This is a genomic window from Thermanaerosceptrum fracticalcis, assembly GCF_000746025.2.
In the GTDB taxonomy this organism is placed as follows: Bacteria; Bacillota; Peptococcia; order DRI-13; family DRI-13; genus Thermanaerosceptrum; species Thermanaerosceptrum fracticalcis.
The window spans coordinates 586,960-603,619 of the sequence record NZ_CP045798.1; the positions used below are offsets into that span (position 1 = coordinate 586,960).

At 47.2% G+C, this 16,660-nt stretch carries 20 protein-coding genes; 18 read left to right on the plus strand and 2 right to left on the minus strand.

Annotated elements, in window-relative coordinates; translation table 11 throughout:
• Window positions 1-5 precede the first annotated feature (5 nt).
• The 14 genes from BR63_RS03005 to BR63_RS03070 all read left to right on the plus strand — a co-directional run bounded on the left by BR63_RS03005 (window position 6) and on the right by BR63_RS03070 (window position 12,145).
• Window positions 6-1,355, plus strand: coding sequence for a M23 family metallopeptidase (locus BR63_RS03005; protein WP_051966289.1), 1,350 nt, complete (start codon window positions 6-8; stop codon window positions 1,353-1,355).
• Window positions 1,342-1,746 carry a hypothetical protein gene (locus BR63_RS03010; protein ID WP_034425853.1) on the plus strand — a complete coding sequence of 135 codons (405 nt, stop codon included), beginning with the start codon at window positions 1,342-1,344 and terminating at the stop codon, window positions 1,744-1,746. The genes BR63_RS03005 and BR63_RS03010 overlap by 14 nt, the downstream gene beginning before the upstream one ends.
• Before the next feature lie 15 nt (window positions 1,747-1,761).
• On the plus strand, window positions 1,762-3,759 hold the full coding sequence (locus tag BR63_RS03015) for a GGDEF domain-containing protein (RefSeq protein ID WP_187142812.1): 1,998 nt from the start codon (window positions 1,762-1,764) through the stop codon (window positions 3,757-3,759).
• 15 nt (window positions 3,760-3,774) lie between these two features.
• A complete protein-coding gene (locus BR63_RS03020) occupies window positions 3,775-3,984 on the plus strand; it encodes a hypothetical protein (RefSeq protein WP_034426096.1) in 210 nt (69 codons plus the stop codon).
• Window positions 3,974-4,666, plus strand: a complete 693-nt coding sequence (cpaB, locus tag BR63_RS03025; protein ID WP_034426098.1) for a Flp pilus assembly protein CpaB — start codon at window positions 3,974-3,976, stop codon at window positions 4,664-4,666. Before BR63_RS03020 ends, cpaB begins: the two co-directional genes overlap by 11 nt.
• A 17-nt stretch (window positions 4,667-4,683) precedes the next feature.
• Entirely contained in the window at window positions 4,684-6,033 is a 1,350-nt protein-coding gene (locus BR63_RS03030; RefSeq protein ID WP_034426101.1) for a CpaE/TadZ family protein, read from the plus strand.
• 18 nt (window positions 6,034-6,051) lie between these two features.
• Window positions 6,052-6,828: a DNA adenine methylase gene (locus BR63_RS03035; protein WP_187142879.1), complete on the plus strand. Its 777-nt coding sequence runs from the start codon at window positions 6,052-6,054 to the stop codon at window positions 6,826-6,828.
• 25 nt (window positions 6,829-6,853) lie between these two features.
• Complete coding sequence (locus BR63_RS03040) at window positions 6,854-7,648, plus strand: hypothetical protein (RefSeq protein ID WP_034426045.1); 795 nt, start codon at window positions 6,854-6,856, stop codon at window positions 7,646-7,648.
• Window positions 7,624-8,946, plus strand: coding sequence for a TadA family conjugal transfer-associated ATPase (locus BR63_RS03045; RefSeq protein ID WP_051966316.1), 1,323 nt, complete (start codon window positions 7,624-7,626; stop codon window positions 8,944-8,946). The genes BR63_RS03040 and BR63_RS03045 overlap by 25 nt, the downstream gene beginning before the upstream one ends.
• On the plus strand, window positions 8,943-9,842 hold the full coding sequence (locus tag BR63_RS03050) for a type II secretion system F family protein (RefSeq protein ID WP_034426039.1): 900 nt from the start codon (window positions 8,943-8,945) through the stop codon (window positions 9,840-9,842). Before BR63_RS03045 ends, BR63_RS03050 begins: the two co-directional genes overlap by 4 nt.
• A complete protein-coding gene (locus BR63_RS03055) occupies window positions 9,800-10,075 on the plus strand; it encodes an aspartyl-phosphate phosphatase Spo0E family protein (RefSeq protein WP_034426037.1) in 276 nt (91 codons plus the stop codon). The genes BR63_RS03050 and BR63_RS03055 overlap by 43 nt, the downstream gene beginning before the upstream one ends.
• Window positions 10,011-10,880 carry a type II secretion system F family protein gene (locus tag BR63_RS03060; RefSeq protein WP_153802204.1) on the plus strand — a complete coding sequence of 290 codons (870 nt, stop codon included), beginning with the start codon at window positions 10,011-10,013 and terminating at the stop codon, window positions 10,878-10,880. The genes BR63_RS03055 and BR63_RS03060 overlap by 65 nt, the downstream gene beginning before the upstream one ends.
• A 256-nt stretch (window positions 10,881-11,136) precedes the next feature.
• The gene (locus BR63_RS03065) at window positions 11,137-11,928 is read left to right on the plus strand and encodes a TIGR00266 family protein (protein WP_276568977.1); all 792 of its coding nucleotides are present in this window, start codon (window positions 11,137-11,139) and stop codon (window positions 11,926-11,928) included.
• 22 nt (window positions 11,929-11,950) lie between these two features.
• Entirely contained in the window at window positions 11,951-12,145 is a 195-nt protein-coding gene (locus tag BR63_RS03070; RefSeq protein WP_034426167.1) for a hypothetical protein, read from the plus strand.
• A 58-nt stretch (window positions 12,146-12,203) separates the two neighbouring features.
• Here BR63_RS03070 and BR63_RS03075 read toward each other — a convergent pair whose 3' ends face one another.
• Both BR63_RS03075 and BR63_RS03080 read right to left on the minus strand, forming a co-directional pair.
• Window positions 12,204-12,692 (minus strand): PD-(D/E)XK nuclease superfamily protein, encoded by a 489-nt coding sequence (locus BR63_RS03075; RefSeq protein WP_187142814.1) that lies wholly within the window; start codon window positions 12,690-12,692, stop codon window positions 12,204-12,206.
• Window positions 12,664-13,506, minus strand: a complete 843-nt coding sequence (locus tag BR63_RS03080) for a Dam family site-specific DNA-(adenine-N6)-methyltransferase (protein WP_051966328.1) — start codon at window positions 13,504-13,506, stop codon at window positions 12,664-12,666. Before BR63_RS03080 ends, BR63_RS03075 begins: the two co-directional genes overlap by 29 nt.
• Window positions 13,507-13,687: 181 nt before the next feature.
• On the opposite strand from BR63_RS03080, the gene BR63_RS03085 reads away from it, so the two are divergent.
• From BR63_RS03085 to BR63_RS03100, 4 genes are all read left to right on the plus strand, one after another.
• Window positions 13,688-14,821, plus strand: a complete 1,134-nt coding sequence (locus BR63_RS03085) for a copper amine oxidase N-terminal domain-containing protein (protein WP_187142815.1) — start codon at window positions 13,688-13,690, stop codon at window positions 14,819-14,821.
• Window positions 14,822-14,839: 18 nt separating this feature from the next.
• On the plus strand, window positions 14,840-15,913 hold the full coding sequence (locus BR63_RS03090; protein WP_187142816.1) for a hypothetical protein: 1,074 nt from the start codon (window positions 14,840-14,842) through the stop codon (window positions 15,911-15,913).
• 78 nt (window positions 15,914-15,991) lie between these two features.
• On the plus strand, window positions 15,992-16,300 hold the full coding sequence (locus BR63_RS03095) for a hypothetical protein (RefSeq protein WP_034426130.1): 309 nt from the start codon (window positions 15,992-15,994) through the stop codon (window positions 16,298-16,300).
• Window positions 16,301-16,316: 16 nt separating this feature from the next.
• Entirely contained in the window at window positions 16,317-16,640 is a 324-nt protein-coding gene (locus BR63_RS03100) for a hypothetical protein (protein WP_034426128.1), read from the plus strand.
• The last annotated feature ends 20 nt before the right edge of the window (window positions 16,641-16,660 follow it).

Below are 16,660 nucleotides of genomic sequence, written 5' to 3' on the forward strand. Positions count from 1 at the left end.
GACTGATGCAAAGCGACGAACTTTACAGGCAGGCTGACGAGGAAGCCCGGAGGATAACGGGCACAGCCGCAAGGTACGGCAAGAAAATCCTTGGAAAAGTTGCCAAAAAAGTTGCATTAAAGACCCTGAAAGTTCTTTTTCTGATCCTCAAGATGACAGCTCCCGTGTGGGTGCCCCTTGTTTTGATCCTGGTGCTGGCCTTTGGCACCCACATGCTCCTTTACGGATTCGCCAAAGAAGCAACAGACGGCGGCCCGCCGGACAAAAAGACGGTTATTGCGGCCTTTTTCGGTGTCTTGGAAGATGAAGTCACCGAAGCCAACGAGCGTTTGTTTGACGAATACAAAAAGCTGGCCGCCAAATGGAGCCAGGGTTTGAGCAAAGAGCAAAAGGAACAAGTCGTGGCCCATGCCTTGCCCTGGTCCGTTTTGCTGGCGACCGACAGGGTGGTCAACGACGCCGCCGTCTGGGAAGGCAAGGAGAACGTAACCCTCCAGCCCTTGCAGGTGTTCGAGGCACTGCGGCCCAGGTTCAAGTGGAAAGAATCGGAAGTGATAACAACAACTGTTACATATACGGATAAAGGGACGGTAACTTCAACAAGCACACGCAAAGTAACCCTTGTAACCGAGGCAGACACTTTTGAAGGTCATTTCGATTATGTATACGAATGGCAGACGGAAATCGTAGAAAGAAGCAGCAGCGGGTATGTGTCGGTCAAAAAAGAAGTGCTTAAGGAAGTAAAACCTCCCGCAGAATACTACATACCCTGGAAGCAGTACTTGTCAAAAACAAGAGGAATCGAGGACCAGCTAACCATAGACCACTTGCAGGAGCTCGCCATCCTTTATGACGAGGACTATCAGTTCAGCCATGCGTTGACGGTGGGTTTGGATTACAGCACTTATCCGGTGATAGAAGGTTCTAACGGATGGATATGGCCCACACCGTCCACGAGAATAACCAGTCCCTTTGGGCCCAGGGCATACCCCAGGCCGGGCTTTCATCACGGGATCGACATAGGAGCCGTAAACAGAGGGGTGAGCGGAGACCCGGTTTACTGCATTGATGACGGAGAAGTGTTGGAAGCAGGTTTTTCGGTTATCTACGGGCGGTACGTCATAGTGAAACATGCAAAAGACGTATTTACATGCTACGCTCACTTGGACCAAAGGAAAGTCAAGGAATATCAAAAAATCAAAAAAGGTGATCTGATTGGCACTATGGGCTCAACCGGTTTTTCAACGGGCGTTCATTTGCATTTTGAAATAAGACAAGGGAAAAGACCCCTTGACCCCAGGTTTTATTTTCCGCAAATTTTCTCTGAAAGGAGTGTTGGTGTTGAGGTTGAATAAAAAAGCCGTCTTGTTGCTTGTGATTATGTTGATATTTACTCTTTCAGCTCCTGTTTGGGCAAATGAACAGCAAAACAAGAAATTCTCGGAAATCCTTTCAAAGAAAGACGGGATAGGAGAAATAAAGCCTTTGGATTTTGACAAGCTGGGCGACAAGGTTATGAGCTTGGGCGATAAAATATTTGAATTCTTGCAAAAAGGAAGTGTTCCCTTGCTGGCAATCGGGATGGGGATTGCCGTAGTCAGTTTATTCATTGGAATCTTCGTCGGCAAAGCCATAAAGACCGGAATATGGGGCATAGTCATATCTTTTGCCGTATACTACCTGATAAACTACATGCCGGAGACGGTAATGACCATAAAACAAACGGTCATTGGCTTTTTTAAGTAGTAGGGGGGCGAAAACTTGAGAATCCACCTGGTTTATGAAGTCGATTACCTTGAACAGTTAAAAGAAATGTTAGGGGAGGCGGGCCATGAAATAGCAGGCTGGGACTATTCCCTGCCGTTGTTCGCCGACTTTTCTGAGAAAAAAACGGTTGATGCTGACCTGGCCTTGATTGACGGGCAGGCAGGGGTGACGGAAAAAAGGGAGATCATGGAGGCCCTGGGCAGAATTCGTAAAAACCTGCCGGAATTGAGGCTGGTCGTCATATTTCCTACCGTTTTGGAAAAAGACGAGAAATTCAAAGAAAAGCTGTTGTCGTACTCCTTGTATGACATGTATTTCCGGGACGAGTACGATATTGACGACTTGGAGCATTGGTTTGGAAATCCCAAAACCTACGGAAATTATGACATACAGACGGACGACATAGCAGGGACATTGCCGCAAAGAGAGCCTGTTCAAGCGTCAAAAAAACAGGAGGAGCGGGGCGGGCTTCTGAAAAAAGGAATTGATACTCTCTTGAAGATAAACCTTAAAGAGAAATTTGCTAAAAAAGAATCGTCTGAGAAAGAAGATACGCATGAGACAAAAACGGGGGCTTTCGCCTCTGATTTTTTTGTCCCTCCTCAAGATAGAAATGTCTATGCAACAGCGAAAAAAAAGCAAAAAAAGCCTGTGGTTTACTCATGGGACATGGAATACGAGGGTGTAACGGCTTTCAAGGATATTGGACAGTTGTTTGCCCTGGCCGAAATGGTAAGGCCGGACTTTATCCTGATGCCGGGCCATAAAGAAGAAGTGGCCGAAAAAATCAGGGAAATAAAGAGGCATAAAAAACTGTGGGACCTTCCCGTGGTGGTGGTTGGAAACATCAGCCACGAGCTTTTTAAGGCAGGGGCCGATGAATGTTTGCCGGAGTGGAATGATGACAGCTTCGGGTTATTGGCACCCAAACTGGACAGTTTGAGATTGATTAAAGAGATGAGCAAAAGCGAGGCACTGAAAGACCCCTTGACAGGAGCTTATAACCGGCTTTTCATGGAAGAACTCCTTGATAAGTCAATTCGGGAATACAACATGCACGGGGTGCCTTTTTGCGGTTTGTTTTGCGACCTGGACTATTTCAAGAGGCTTAACGACACATATGGGCACCAGGTTGGAGACGATGTCCTTAAAGCCTTTGTGTCTTTCCTGAACGAAAACACAAGGAGCGGAGACTTTGTAACAAGATATGGCGGCGAAGAATTTTTGCTCCTGTTTTCCGCAACAACAGCCAAAGAGATGGCTTGCAAGATTGACAACATGCGTCTTGCCTGGCAGGAAAAAGACCTGTACGGGTCCACTTTCAGCGGGGCGTTGGCCGATTACCTGGGCGAAGGGAAAGAGTTGTTTTTGCGGAAACTGGACGAAGCCCTCTATATGGCGAAGAACGCAGGCAGAAACAGGGTGATATACGTTGAAGAAGATGAAAGCATAAGCCCGCCTGCAGATTTGCGGTGCACGCCGGGAGGCGGTTTTCAAACGAGCGTTTATGCTGTGGCCGGGGCTGCTCCGAGAGTGGGGGCTACCAGTTTTGCCTTGATGCTGGCCAAAGAGTTTGCCTTGAAATATCCCGTGGAAATCCTGGATGCGGGAGGCGGTGCTTATGACTGGCTGGGAGGGCGTGGGGCAAAGAACATAAACGTGAGAAAAGCACCGCCGTACAGCATTACGCCCGGCGTTGTGACGATAATAGACGCAGGAACCGGGGTGCATGACGAGCTGAAGCCTTTCGTCGAAACGACCTTTGTCGTAACGGATATGTCCAAAAAGGCCGTTTATATAAAAAATCTTGTCAAGGGCCCGGCCTGGCTTGTCGGCAACAGGTGCGTAAATGACATAAAAAAACTCGGCCAGACCTGGGGTTTGCCGGTTCTTTTGGAAATCAAGCATGAGGAAGGAATCAGGGAAGCCGAAAAAAGGGGGACATTTCCTGAGATAAAAAGCGTAAGTAGAATATTAAAAGCCCACATTTAACGGGAGGTATTGGCTTTGAGCGAATTTGATCTTGTCCTGAATGTTCTTGCAAACGCCAAAAAAGTTGCTCTGGCCTACCGCAAGGCATGTGCCACGGATGCGGCAGCCGGGTTTTTCAGAAACGAGGAGACCAGGGAGCTCCAGGCCGCACTGCACGACCTGGAGGATTCCATTAACAAGATTAACGATGTAGTGAAAAGAAGGAGATGGGACAATGCCTGTTAAGTTCAGTATTGACAAAGAAAAAAGAAAAGGAGTTGTGTTTATCCTTATAGCCCTGCTTTGCGGCGTTGTGGCCGCAGGTTTTGTTTTGGGCCTGGCCGTGAAAATGTCGCCGAAAGTACCGGCATTGGAGGCTGTGGTGGAGATTGCGGCGGGGACTCCGTTGGACAGGAGCCAGTTCAGGGAGATAAAACTGCCTGAAGCGGGGCTGCCGTCCGAGATAATACATCCGAACACCGATTTAAAAGGGAAGATAGCAGCCCGGACGATGGTGCCGGGTGATATACTTCGCCATCTCGTGACCATAGACCTGGAAAAGGGGGTTAGCCCCTCGCTTCTGAGTGCCCGGCTGAGGGCCCTGAACGATCCGGAACTGCGGGCTGTGGAAATACCCGTAGAGAGTGTGAAAAACATGCTGGGAGGCATGAAATCCGGAGACCGGGTTGACATAGTGGCCGTTTACGTTGATGAAACAGCATCCGGTCCCGTAAAAAAATTGATCTCCCAAACCATCATGGAGGCTGTTCCCGTCTTGGGGCTTAGATCGGAAGATTCCGGCAGTGCTTCAGGCGGCGGGCAAGCCGGGGCCCTGATAGCGGCCATGAAGAAGGAGCAGGTGGAAACTTACGCATTGTATAGGGAAAAGGGCCGGATTTATGCCTCGTTGAGACCATACAACCAGTGAGCAGGAGGGGAAAAGAAATGAAAACAGAAGGAAGCACAGTTCACCTGGCGATTGCCGACCATGACATGGAATGGATGATGCAGGCCCTTCAGGGCTTGAACAGCCACAAGCAGATAAAAGTTACGGTGTTTGCCAATACGGGCCGGGACCTGGTGGAAAGAGTTGCCTCAATGGATGTCGATGCCGTGCTGATGGAATATTCAATGCCGGACATGACGGCGGTAGAGGTTGTAAAAAAACTGGCGGAAGATTCTCCAGGGACACTAATTTTTGCCGTCACTAACTCCTTGACCGAACAGCTTTTGCGGACGGCTAAAAGTGCCGGGGTCAAGGAAGTCTTTTTCAAGCCCAACTTCTCACCTGCCGAAGCCGGGAACCGCATAGTGGCCGAAGTTGACGCCTTCCGGAGGGAACTGAGTCTGGCCGCCCAAAAACACGGGCGGATCGAAAAAGGCACAGGCCCTATCGGGGTGAAAATCCAGAAGGAATATGTAACCCGTACCCTAAAACAGGTGGTGGTGCTGACCCACAACATCAAGGGCGGGGTAGGGAAATCCACTATAGCCGTCAACTTGGCGGCAGCCATCAAAATGAGCCCTTACTACTCCGGCCAAAGAGTTTGTCTGGTGGACTTTGACTGCGGCGGGGCCAATGTAGCCACCTATTGCCACATAAACGATAACGCCACATATAACAGAAACATCTATAACTGGCTGAGCGTTTCTCCGGACGTATCCGCAAGAGAGGTGGAGGAGATGCTCATAAAAGGTCCCCAGGGCATAATGATTGCGGCGGCACCCATCAACCTGGCCCATGCGGAGAAGATAAGCTATGACCTGGCGGACAAGATACTGAAAATACTCAAAAACTACTTTACGGTGATAGTGATAGACGGGGCACCCAACCTTTCAGCCCCCATAGATTCCGCCATGCTCCACGCAACCCATATTTTGCTTGTGGCCAATGCGGAAGGGCAAAGTGTAAGGCAGTTGGCCAAAACGGTGGCCCTGTTTTCCCCTGAGCCTGATTTTCCCGAAAAACCCGACATGAGCCACATCTTGAATAAAATGTTCTTGGTCGTCAACTACGCCCAGGCTCCTACGGAATACGACTTGAAGAAAGCCGATATAGCGAGCGTCGTGGGCAGACCGTTGATTGCCGAAATTCCGTATGACAAAACCGTGAGGAAAGCCTTGCACGGACCATATGAAAAAGTGGCGGTGGAACTTGATCCTGGTTCCGACTTCTCTCTTGCCATAAAGAAGTTGTCCAACGATATTTGCGGAGCCTATCCGGACGGGATCAGGGGAGAGGATGACGAGAAAAAACCCTCTAAGGGGCTTTTCAGCAGGCTTTTGGGGAGATGATGGAATTTGCGGCCGATCATGCGATACCCTGGAGCCAAATGGCGGTTGGCCCGGTGGATTATTGAACAGATGCCCTCGCATAAAGTTTACCTTGAGCCATATTTTGGAAGCGGGGCGGTTCTTTTCAACAAGGAGCCGCAAGGGGTTGAGATTATTAACGACATTGACGGGGATGTGGTTAATTTGTTCAGGGTTATGCGGGAAAAGCCCCGGGAGCTTGCCATGTTGGTTGAATTAACGCCATGGGCCCGTGATGAGTACGAAAACAGTTATTTTAAAACGGGGGACAGTTTGGAGGATGCCAGAAGATTCCTCGTGAGGTGCTGGCAGGCATATGCGACGAGAACAAAATACAAAACCGGATGGAGGCACACATCCTATGGAAAATCTTCATACATGCCCGATCTGTGGGCCTCGATACCGGAAAGAATAATACAAGTTGCCAGGCGACTAAAAACTGTCCAGATCGAGAACATGGACGCTGTCGATCTCATCGAAAAACACAATCACCAATCCGTACTGATATATGCCGATCCGCCGTATACTTTGGACACCAGGAACAAGCTGCTGTATGCCCACGATATGGACTTAAAGGGCCACGAAAAACTGCTTGACGTGCTGCTCCGGCATAAAGGTCCGGTTATGTTGAGTTCTTATGAAAACGAGCTTTACAACCAAAAACTGGTAGGTTGGTTCAAAAAAAAAATAACAACTGTTGCTGAGAAAGGGCAAAAAAAGGAGGAAGTAATTTGGACCAATTTTTCTTACACCCGACAAACTATTTTCAATTTTTAGGGGTGATTTTGAGGAGGGGAAAAAGATGCTAGGTTTGTCTGAATTTGGCTTTTCGCTTATGCTCACAATAGTTTATTTTATTATTCTTTTCTTTATTGTTCATTTTGACTTGTTTCATGTCTTTGGTGCCTTGCACATTGTCGGTTTGACTTTCCAAACAGGACTGACATATCGGGCCTGGCTCGGAAAGCCTGTTGACATTTGGTCATATTTGCCGTCGTTTATGATCTTGGGAATTTACTTGTTGTTTTTGTTGTTTTCCGAATACACGTTATACAAAGACAGGAAAAGAAGAAAAATGTTGTGTAAAAAATTTGAAGGAAAACCGTTTCCAAAAATATTTACGTTTTTTGGGAATAATGAGGTCTGGGTCGTAAATATTCCCGAAGCAAAGACACTTGCCTTGAAACACACACTTGAGACAAAAAATCCCGTCAGCATACATATAACCCTTTTTGGTTACGAGTGGTGGTGGGCCGAAGAAGAAGGGATCGATATGAACGATGTTCAAACCAGATTCAAACTGCTCAAAAAGGAAGAAGAAAAAGAAGCAAAAAATGACGCCTTGAGCGATGAGGATTTGTTGGATTTGGCCGAATGTTTCTTTGAAAGCCCCAAGGTCGGGGTTTTCTCCATCAGTCTGGACAGCAATGGTAAGAAAAAACTGGTAAAAGATTTCGAGGAGAATGGGTTCAATTTTGTAGAAACCGAAAAATTCAAAGAAACCGTAAGAGATTATCATAACTTCATCCTGATCCAAAAAAGCGAATTGGTGGAGAAGGGGGAGAGATTGGATTGGACGTTCCAAAACGATTTATAGAACTGGCGGCGATGCGGTCCGCCTTGGATGAGTTATCCAAAACGGACTGGGACATCCTGCGTAAAAAAGCCCAGGAAAGGGCCATGCAGAAAGTCCCCAGGGAATACCTGGGCAAGTACCGGGACCCGGAAGCCAAAAAACTGGTGAAATACCAGGTACTTGAAGTTATCGAAGAATATAAGCCGGGCTTGGATATAAACGTCAGGCAAACACTAGCGGAAAGATTGACCAATGAAATATCGGGCTACGGGCCTTTGGAAAAACTCCTGGACGACAAGGAAATAACGGAAATTCTCATAGAAAGGTGGGACAAGGTGGTTATAGAAAAAGACGGGATTTTGCAGGAAACCGATATAAAATTCGACTCTGAGGAACACCTGGCCCTCATTGTCGAGAGGATGATAACGCCGTTAGGCCGGAGGCTGGACTATTCGTCGCCGATGGTGGACGCAAGACTTCCGGACGGGTCCCGGATCAATGCCGTGGCTCCGCCTGTGGCCGTACACGGCTTACAGGTTGCCGTAAGGAAATTCAAGCCCAACTTGAGCATGGAAAACCTGATCGAATACGGGGCCGTAAGCCGGGAACTGGCCGAAGCACTCAAGGCTTGCGTGCAGGCAAGAATGTCTTTTGTCATCAGCGGCGGCACCGGCAGCGGAAAATCCACTTTTCTGAACGCCCTGGCGGAATTCATCCCTCGTCATCTTTCGATTATAACCATTGAAAACCCCGTGGAACTCAGGCTAAACCATCCCAGGGTGCGGTCCTGGGAGGCCAAGCCGCCCAATATCGAGGGGAAAGGCGAAATAAACCAGTTGGCCTTGGTTATAAACGCATTACGGGCCAGGCCGGACATAATCATCGTAGGCGAGGTAAGGGGTCCTGAAGCCTTTGCTTTATTGCAGGCCCTTAATACGGGTCACTCCGGCAGCATGACCACCGCCCACGCCAACAATACCGTGGATGCCATGAAAAGGCTGGTCTCGATGGTAGCCTCCGCAGGGCAGTTATCTCCAGCCCTTATTCCCGCATATGTGGCATCGGGGATTGATATGGTCGTGCAGTTGTCGAGGATGCCGGACGGCAGCCGAAAGCTCCTGGAAGTGGCGGAAGTCGTAGGCGAAGAAAACGGAGAAGTGGTCATAAACCCGTTGGTCAAGTATGTTGTAGACGGATATGACGAAAAAGGCAAAGTCGTAGGTCGCTGGGAAGAAACCGGCAACCGATTTACAAGGCTGCACAGATTCAAAGAGGCGAAAGTGGAGTGGCCGGGCTGGCTGGGAGGTGGGCAGGATTGATAGGAGGCGTAATATCCGCCATAGCCGTAATGTTTATGGTGGTATTGTTGTTTTTAGGCATCAAGATAGTAACGGAAAAAGGTTATTCCGCAACCCGGTTCGGTTTGCAAAGATATGACCCTCAAAAAGACGAGCACCTGCAAAAAGCCAAAAAGGTTCACACCAAGAAGAAAGAACGGCTTAAAATGTCGCTGTCTCAAAGAGTGGGTTTGATATTGAGCGGCGGTTTTTTTCTGGGCTTTGTGGCTTTTGCCGTCACGGGGAGCGGTGTAATTACAACTATCTCTGCTCTGGGCGGTTTTTTGATGCCCTTGTTGCGGGAAAAGAGAATCATAAAGTCCAAAGAGAGGCTGTATTCCTCTCAGGTTGAGCAGGCGATGGAGACCATATCAATGGTCATCAGATCGGGCGGCGACATAACCGAAGGCATGGAACGTGCAGCCAAAGAAGTGGGGGAGCCGTTCCGGGCCGTATTGCTTAAAGCTGTTGACGAACTGCGGTTGGGCAAGCCAGAGGTGGAAGTTTTTCAGGAGATGGCTGCCAAAACCCCTGTTCCCGAACTGGAGATGTTATCTATTGCAACGATGTTGAAAAAAGAGGGTTTGGTAATAAACACCACCAACGTTATGAGCAGTATTCAGCACAGCATACGGGAAAGACAGGCTTACACCGAAGAAGTGCGGGTAATGACCACCGAGAACCGCCTGGCCGTTTGGATAGTATCCATTATACCCTTTGTGCTGATTGCCATAATGCGAAACCTTATGCCCGGCTTCCGGGAAACGCTTTTTGAAAATGCTTTGGGGATAGTCTTTTCTTTTCTTATGTTTACAACCATCATCGGAGGTGTGGCATGGGCGTTGAATATAGCGGACGTAGAGAAGGAGCTGCTGTAAACATCTTTGCGATTCACAAAAAAATAGCCTTGTTGCGGGCCAGGCTTCTCGAATCCGGGGAAAAGTACGGGCTTTTGGCCCCGCAAACGGTTTTGCTGAGCCAGGAACTGGACCGGCTCGTAGTGCTTGTGCAAAAAAAATTGAAATCCGAAAGGGGGGCATTGGTTTTTGAGTGCGTACTTTGCGGCATGGTTGGCCTTTTTAGGGACATTGTTTTTATTCTTCGGGCTTGAACTGCGTAAAAACGATTCGATTCTTGAAGTGTATTTGAAACCCTTTGAAAAGGAGAGGACCGGGCTTAAAGACATCGATTGGAAGGACGTATCCGAAAGGATCGGGCCTGTCGTAACCTCCCTTGTTCCTGTGTTCAACCTGGAAAAGATTAAACAAAAACTCGTGTGGGCCGGTAATCCTTACGGATTGACGGAGGCGGGCTTTGTGGGCATAAAAATATGTCTTGGTATTACGGGTCTTTTGTTCGCCATAACCGCCGCCATGCTGGGAATCCCTTTGATACTAGGGCTTATGTTGACCGTTTTGCTTTATTTTCTGCCTGACGCTTTGCTTCACAGCAAAATGGAGAAAAGAAAAAAGGCCATATACAACTCCTTGCCCAACATGATCGGGCTTTTGGGGATGGCGGTAAATGCCGGCTTGGAGATAAGCACGGCCTTTGAAACCATAGCCCGACGTTACCCGCCTCCCTTGGGGGACGAGCTGAGGCTTGCCTGGCGTGAGATGGCAACAGGCCGGGCACGGTCGGCAGCGTTGAGGGATATAGGGAAAAGGACGGGGGTGAGTGCTGTTTCCAGGTTTTTTGAGTCCATAGTAGTAGCGGAGGAAAGGGGTGGTACGAACGTATCCGCAACCATTGACGATTTCAGGAGGGAGCTTTCCGACTCCCAGCGGAGAAAGATGCAGGAGGAAGCCAAAAAGATACCGACAAAGATGCTGTTGCCCTTGATGCTGTGTATATTCGTGCCTTTGGTTTTGCTTTTGCTGGTTCCTATCGGGATAAGTTTGATTAAGACATTGTAATAGACTTACCCCAAAAAACCTTCCGAAAATGTCCAGAATTGACTGTATTCAAACAAAAAGGCGGGTGATGTGTTTTGTATCAATAACTTAACAAAACTAAATACAAGCCGTTTTAAAAAGAGATTCAAAAAATTATAACAATAATAAAATTAATATAACAATTCTTAATCAACTGGGAGGTTTATTATCAATGTTTTGTCCAAAATGCGGCGGGGATGTCCGCAGTGGGAAGTTTTGCCCCAAATGCGGCACATCCTTGGGAGCGGCCGATGTTATTTCCTACAGAATCTATGGTGATGACATGCAGTTGGTGGAAATAGAACTGGATCCCGGCGAAGGAGTCAGGGCTGAAGCAGGAGCCATGACTTATATGACTCAGGGAATCGAAATGTCTACCTCGTCCAGCGGTGGGATAATGGGCGGTCTGAAAAGGGTTATAACTGGAGAGAGCTTCTTTATAATCAGTTTTATTAATAATGGAAGAGGCAAACAGCAGGTGGCTTTTGGATCACCCTATCCCGGCAAGATCATTCCTTTGCAATTGAGAGAATTGGGCGGCACTTTCCTGTGTCAAAAAGATTCTTATCTTTGTTCGGCCCTGGGTATAGAAATTAATGTTGCCTTTACAAAGAAGATCGGTGCCGGTTTCTTCGGAGGCGAGGGCTTTATCCTGCAAAAACTGAGCGGTGACGGCCTGGCCTTTGTTCATGCGGGAGGGACCGTTATCAAGAAAGAGCTGGCTCCCGGTGAAACCTTGCGGGTAGACACAGGCTGTCTTGTTGCATTTGCTTCCACAGTAGATTATGACATCACTATGGTGAGGGGCTTTAAGAATATGCTTTTCGGAGGTGAGGGATTATTCCTGGCGACTTTGACGGGGCCTGGGCTTGTCTACATCCAAAGCCTGCCTTTATCACGCCTGGCTGACCGAATTGCTGCGGCGACCCGTGTCGGAGGGAGGAGGGAAGAACAAACAGGGCGGGGCAGCATCGCCGGAAGTAAGAAGGGAATATTTGGCAGAAAATATTTTTCAAATTTTGAAGATTAATTTTTCAAGGAGGCAGAAAAACATGTTTGAAAAAATCAAAAATCTTCTCAAAGAAGAAAGAGGCGTTGAGCTTGTCCAGGTCGCCATCATCATGGGGATATTGGCCGTTTTTGCCGTAACGGCCTTATTCTTCCTGCGTCAGCCGTTAACCGACCTTTTCGGGAACGTTAAAACGCAGCTTGAGCAAGCAAAAGACGCTCAGGGCGGCATCAGGTAACAAACAAACAAAAAAAGGGAAACGCCCCGGTGATGCAGGGCGTTTCCCGTATTTCCCCTTACCGAAATGTTGTATTAACCCAAACCAAAAACTCAGACAAGTTCATTATACGAATTTTTTTGGGGTTGTTTGTCTTTATATATTTTTTTTCTGCGGCTGCCGACTTGAGCCATTCGACGGCTCCTTTTTTGTAACCGCCACCATCGACAATTATGATGATTTCGGCCTCTGGCATAACTTCCACGGCATTGAGATAAAGATAAGGGAATTTCTCATCTACGCTGCCAGCACTTTGTTGCCATTTACACTCAATGCGTATACGCATATTGTACTTATTTGATAACAACAGGAATTCACTATTGCCTGAATGATTGTATATGGTTTTGTAGGGAGCATTTGTCAGCAATAACTCATTCCCGTAATTCTTCGGGCATTTAATCCATTTTCTGTAAGGAACCACTTGGAAGCCCTTGCTTGTTAATGCACCAACAACGGATTTTTCCAGTGTTCCGCCGGTACTATTTGCATGCCCGCCTTGGCTGCTCATATCCAAGCCTCCCCTCAAAAAGAGCTAAAACTTCGCCGACTTTACTGCGGTTTGAACCATTGCAACTGATAGAACGCCGGACCTGAAGTTTAGTTACTTTGGCTTCTCTGTACGCTGTTTCTGTAAAAACAGTATCGTGGTTGGATATGAGGACAGGAATCCCTTTTTGCGAAAGTTCGACAGCTAATATGGCTAACCGTTCTTGTTGTTCCAGAGAAAAACCGCCGGTGCTGTATGTAACAAAATTGGCAGTACTTGAAAGCGGTACATAGGGAGGATCGCAATAAAAAACATCGCCGGGCTGAGCAGCAGCCATAACTTCAGAAAAGTCGCCTATAGTGAATTTGGCTTTTTGTGATTTGTGGAAAAAATATTCCATTTCAGTCTCAGGAAAGTAGGGTTTTTTGTGTTGGCCAAACGGCACATTATATTCTCCTTGAGAATTATAGCGAACCAACCCATTATATCCATGCCGGTTAAGATACACAAGCAGGGCTGATTTTAAAACTGTGTCGGGGGTGGTATTAAACACTGTGCGTAGTTCGTAATATCGTTCCGGCGTATTGTTTTCCGGAGTAAAAAAAGAACGGCAGTATTTTATAAAACTTTTGCCTTCTTTTTGCAACACACAATAAAGATTAATTAAGTCTGAATTGGCGTCATTAAGCCAATATGAAGAATAATCGGTATTTAAGAATACGGCACCGGACCCTGCAAAAGGCTCGACCAGACGTTCTCCTGCCGGCAGTAACGCTTTAATGCAATTTGTTATGCGATATTTCCCGCCAGGCCATTTCAAAAAAGGACGTACCATAAAGTAATACCCCCTGCCTATTATCTCGCTCTACTTCCGAAATCTTAAGACTATAGTACAATATATGGCACTATAATACAAACCTTCTTTTATCCCCAAGGTTAAGGGGCTGATTTGTTTAAAAATAAGTCCAAATTGTTATAAAAAATTTATCTTCAGCAATTTTGGGTTTGATGGTAGTTTGGAATTAAGAACAAATATTTTACAAAAAAAACAAAAAAGGAGTGGTTTTATGTTCAAAAAAATCATGTTTATGTTGTTGGTGGCTTTAGTTGTTTTAGTACCGGCAAGCGAAGCGTTTGCCAGCATGGAATCCCCCATTTATATTTTCGTTGACGGCGTGAAAGTAGGTTTCCCGGACCAAAAACCGTACGTAGATGAGAACAGCCGAACTCTGGTTCCTGTGCGGTTTGTCAGTGAAGCACTGGGAGCCAAAGTCGGCTGGGAGGCCAAAAAAAGCGAAGTTACCGTAACGGACAACGCTATTGGCAGGACCATCAAGCTGTGGATCAACAGAGCCGACTACACCATCAACGGCAAGAGCCACCAGATGGACACCAAGGCGGTGTTGACTGCGGCAGGACGGACTATGGTGCCCTTCCGTTTTGTTTCCGAAGCCCTGGGCTGTGAAGTGAACTACGAGAACGTGGAAGGTTACGGCGTAATTTTCAACTTCACCAAAAAATTCACCGGGAACAAAGAAGAAATCATGGAGAAGATACGCAATCAGGTGAGACGTGAAGCGTTGGGCCAGTTTCGTGAAGTGAGCCAGGCGGAGATGAAGAAGGGGCTGGAGATCGAGGGGTTGGTCACGAAAACCGAACTCAACGGACATTACTGGACAAAAACAATCGGCCCTGAACTGCAACTGGCGGAAGTGAGCTATGACGAACTGCCGGTGAGCATCCCGGCCAATGACATGCCGTTAATAATATACGACGTTTGGATTGACGAAAACTACGGAGGTTACGACTGGCGTTTCAACGGCCCGGCCGGAGCGATTTTTGTCAAAGCTAACAAAAATTTTAAAGCCAATATTGTCTGCTTCGACGGAGAGTTCAGGGGCGGGCGTCCTGCCGTGCCCATTGACGAGAACGGGAAATACAACCCCAACTACAGAAACGGTCAGATCGGGATTTTTGAAATAAGTCTTAACGGCGGTGGGGACCGTGCTACAGTAGGTGACCAAAAGCCTTTGCCCAAGGCCACCAAAGAGAATTTGAAGTGGTTTGTTTTCTACGATGACTCATTTGAAGTCAGCTCCTACAGTTTGTCTGGCGTATACATCAAGAACCCGTACTACAAGGGCGAGTAAGTAAAGGAGGAACCAGGCATGAGAAAAGTTTTGTCTGTACTGCTTGTATTTCTCCTTGTTATGTCTGTTGTTAAGCCGGTTGCGGCTGAAGAAATTCCGGGTGAAAAGCCCGAAGTGAAAATCTGCACTGTTATTGACCTGGGCTATCACGACATCTGGAAGCACTCCAACGGCGTCTGGCAGAACACCGGTTATCCCGGGCAGGAAAACGTGATTCATGGCAAAAATAACGAATTTGAGCTGCAACTGCCGGAGGAGTTCCGGGGCAAATACAAGAATTTGCGGGCCGAAGTTAGGCAGGGGCTCATTGACGAAGCAAAAAGAAAAATACTTATGAAGACTCTTAAGCCCCTTTTCCCCGAACTCTACAACGCCTCCTGGTTCGGCGGCTGGGAAGGGTTTGTAAAGTATGCAGACATGCAGCCGCAGATCCTGGACGCCTGGGTGGAAAAAACAAACGACCGTTTCTTTATAAAGCGAAAGATTAATCTGATTGACAAAGATGCAGCCGTAAACCTGACAAAAGAAAATGAACGCAACACATACGGCATAACCCTGTCCTCGTACCAACTGGCCAACGGCACGGAAGGCTACCGGTGGTACATTCCGACGGTGATAGACTGGTACGGGGTGGAGGAGGACTTAAAGCCGGTCGATCTTCTGGCCAAACTGGATAGATCAAAACAGCCGCAAGGCAAGATCGGGCAAACCGTGACGCTCAGGGGATGGGTGAAAAACCTGGGCAGCGTGGAGCAGGCGACGGACTATACCTGGTGGCTGCCGGATATGAGCAAATACAACCCCAGCCCGTCAAATTTGAAACGATATAAGACAGTTTCCGTAACTTTAGGCCCTGGTGAAGAAAAAGAAGTGACGCTTAACTATAAGATTCCTGACACTGAATATACCAAATATTTAAGTTTCATCCAGTATCGGCTGGAAGTGAACAGCTTCAAGAACAAGCCTGCCGACGAGCCCAACTGGATTAATAATTTTCCCGGACCGATGTATATAAAAATCATAAAACCCGAGCCTGAGCCTACACCACCTCAAAGCGGCAGCGGGTTGGACAGACCCAGATTAGCTGAATAGAAAAAGAGAGGGAAGCCTCTCTTTTTCTGGCAGGGTTGTTTGGGACAATGTAGAATAATAAAAAAGGGGGGATGCCATATGAGTGAAAAATTGTTAAGTGAAATTCTTAGTGAAATCAAAGGTATCAAAAACGAAATTACTGAATTCAAACAAGAAATGACTGAATTCAAACAGGAAATGTCTGAATTTAAACAACAAACAACCGAAAAACTCGACCGTATCGAAAAACGCCAGGAAGTAATCTTTAGCCAAACAGCCATACTTACCGAGTTTCGCACAGAAGTTAACGAAAAACTCGATGAAATGGCCGCAAGCCAGGAATCAATCTCCGAAATACTGGGCAGGCATGAAGTCCAGATAATGAATCTCCGCAAACGGCCTGTGTAGAAAGGAGTAATTAATAATGAGCGAGAAACTTTTAAACGAAATTCTCAGTGAAATAAAAAGCATCAAAGGAGAAATCGTCAACATAAAAACCACTCTTGACGAGCATACCCAATTACTCAAAGCATTGGAACACAGGACAGAGGAAAACACGGCCCAAATAAACTCTATTGCCGAAAATGTCGAATACTTAAAAGGTACTCAGGCACGCCAGGAAAGAATCCTTGAGCGTTTGTCTTTGCGATCAATCGAACAGGAGACGGAAATCCAGTTTTTGGATCACAAGGAGCGGGAACACGAGAAAGAAATCTTCAATATCAAAAAAAGACTGGAAATTGCTTAAAAAGAGGGAAAACCCTCTTT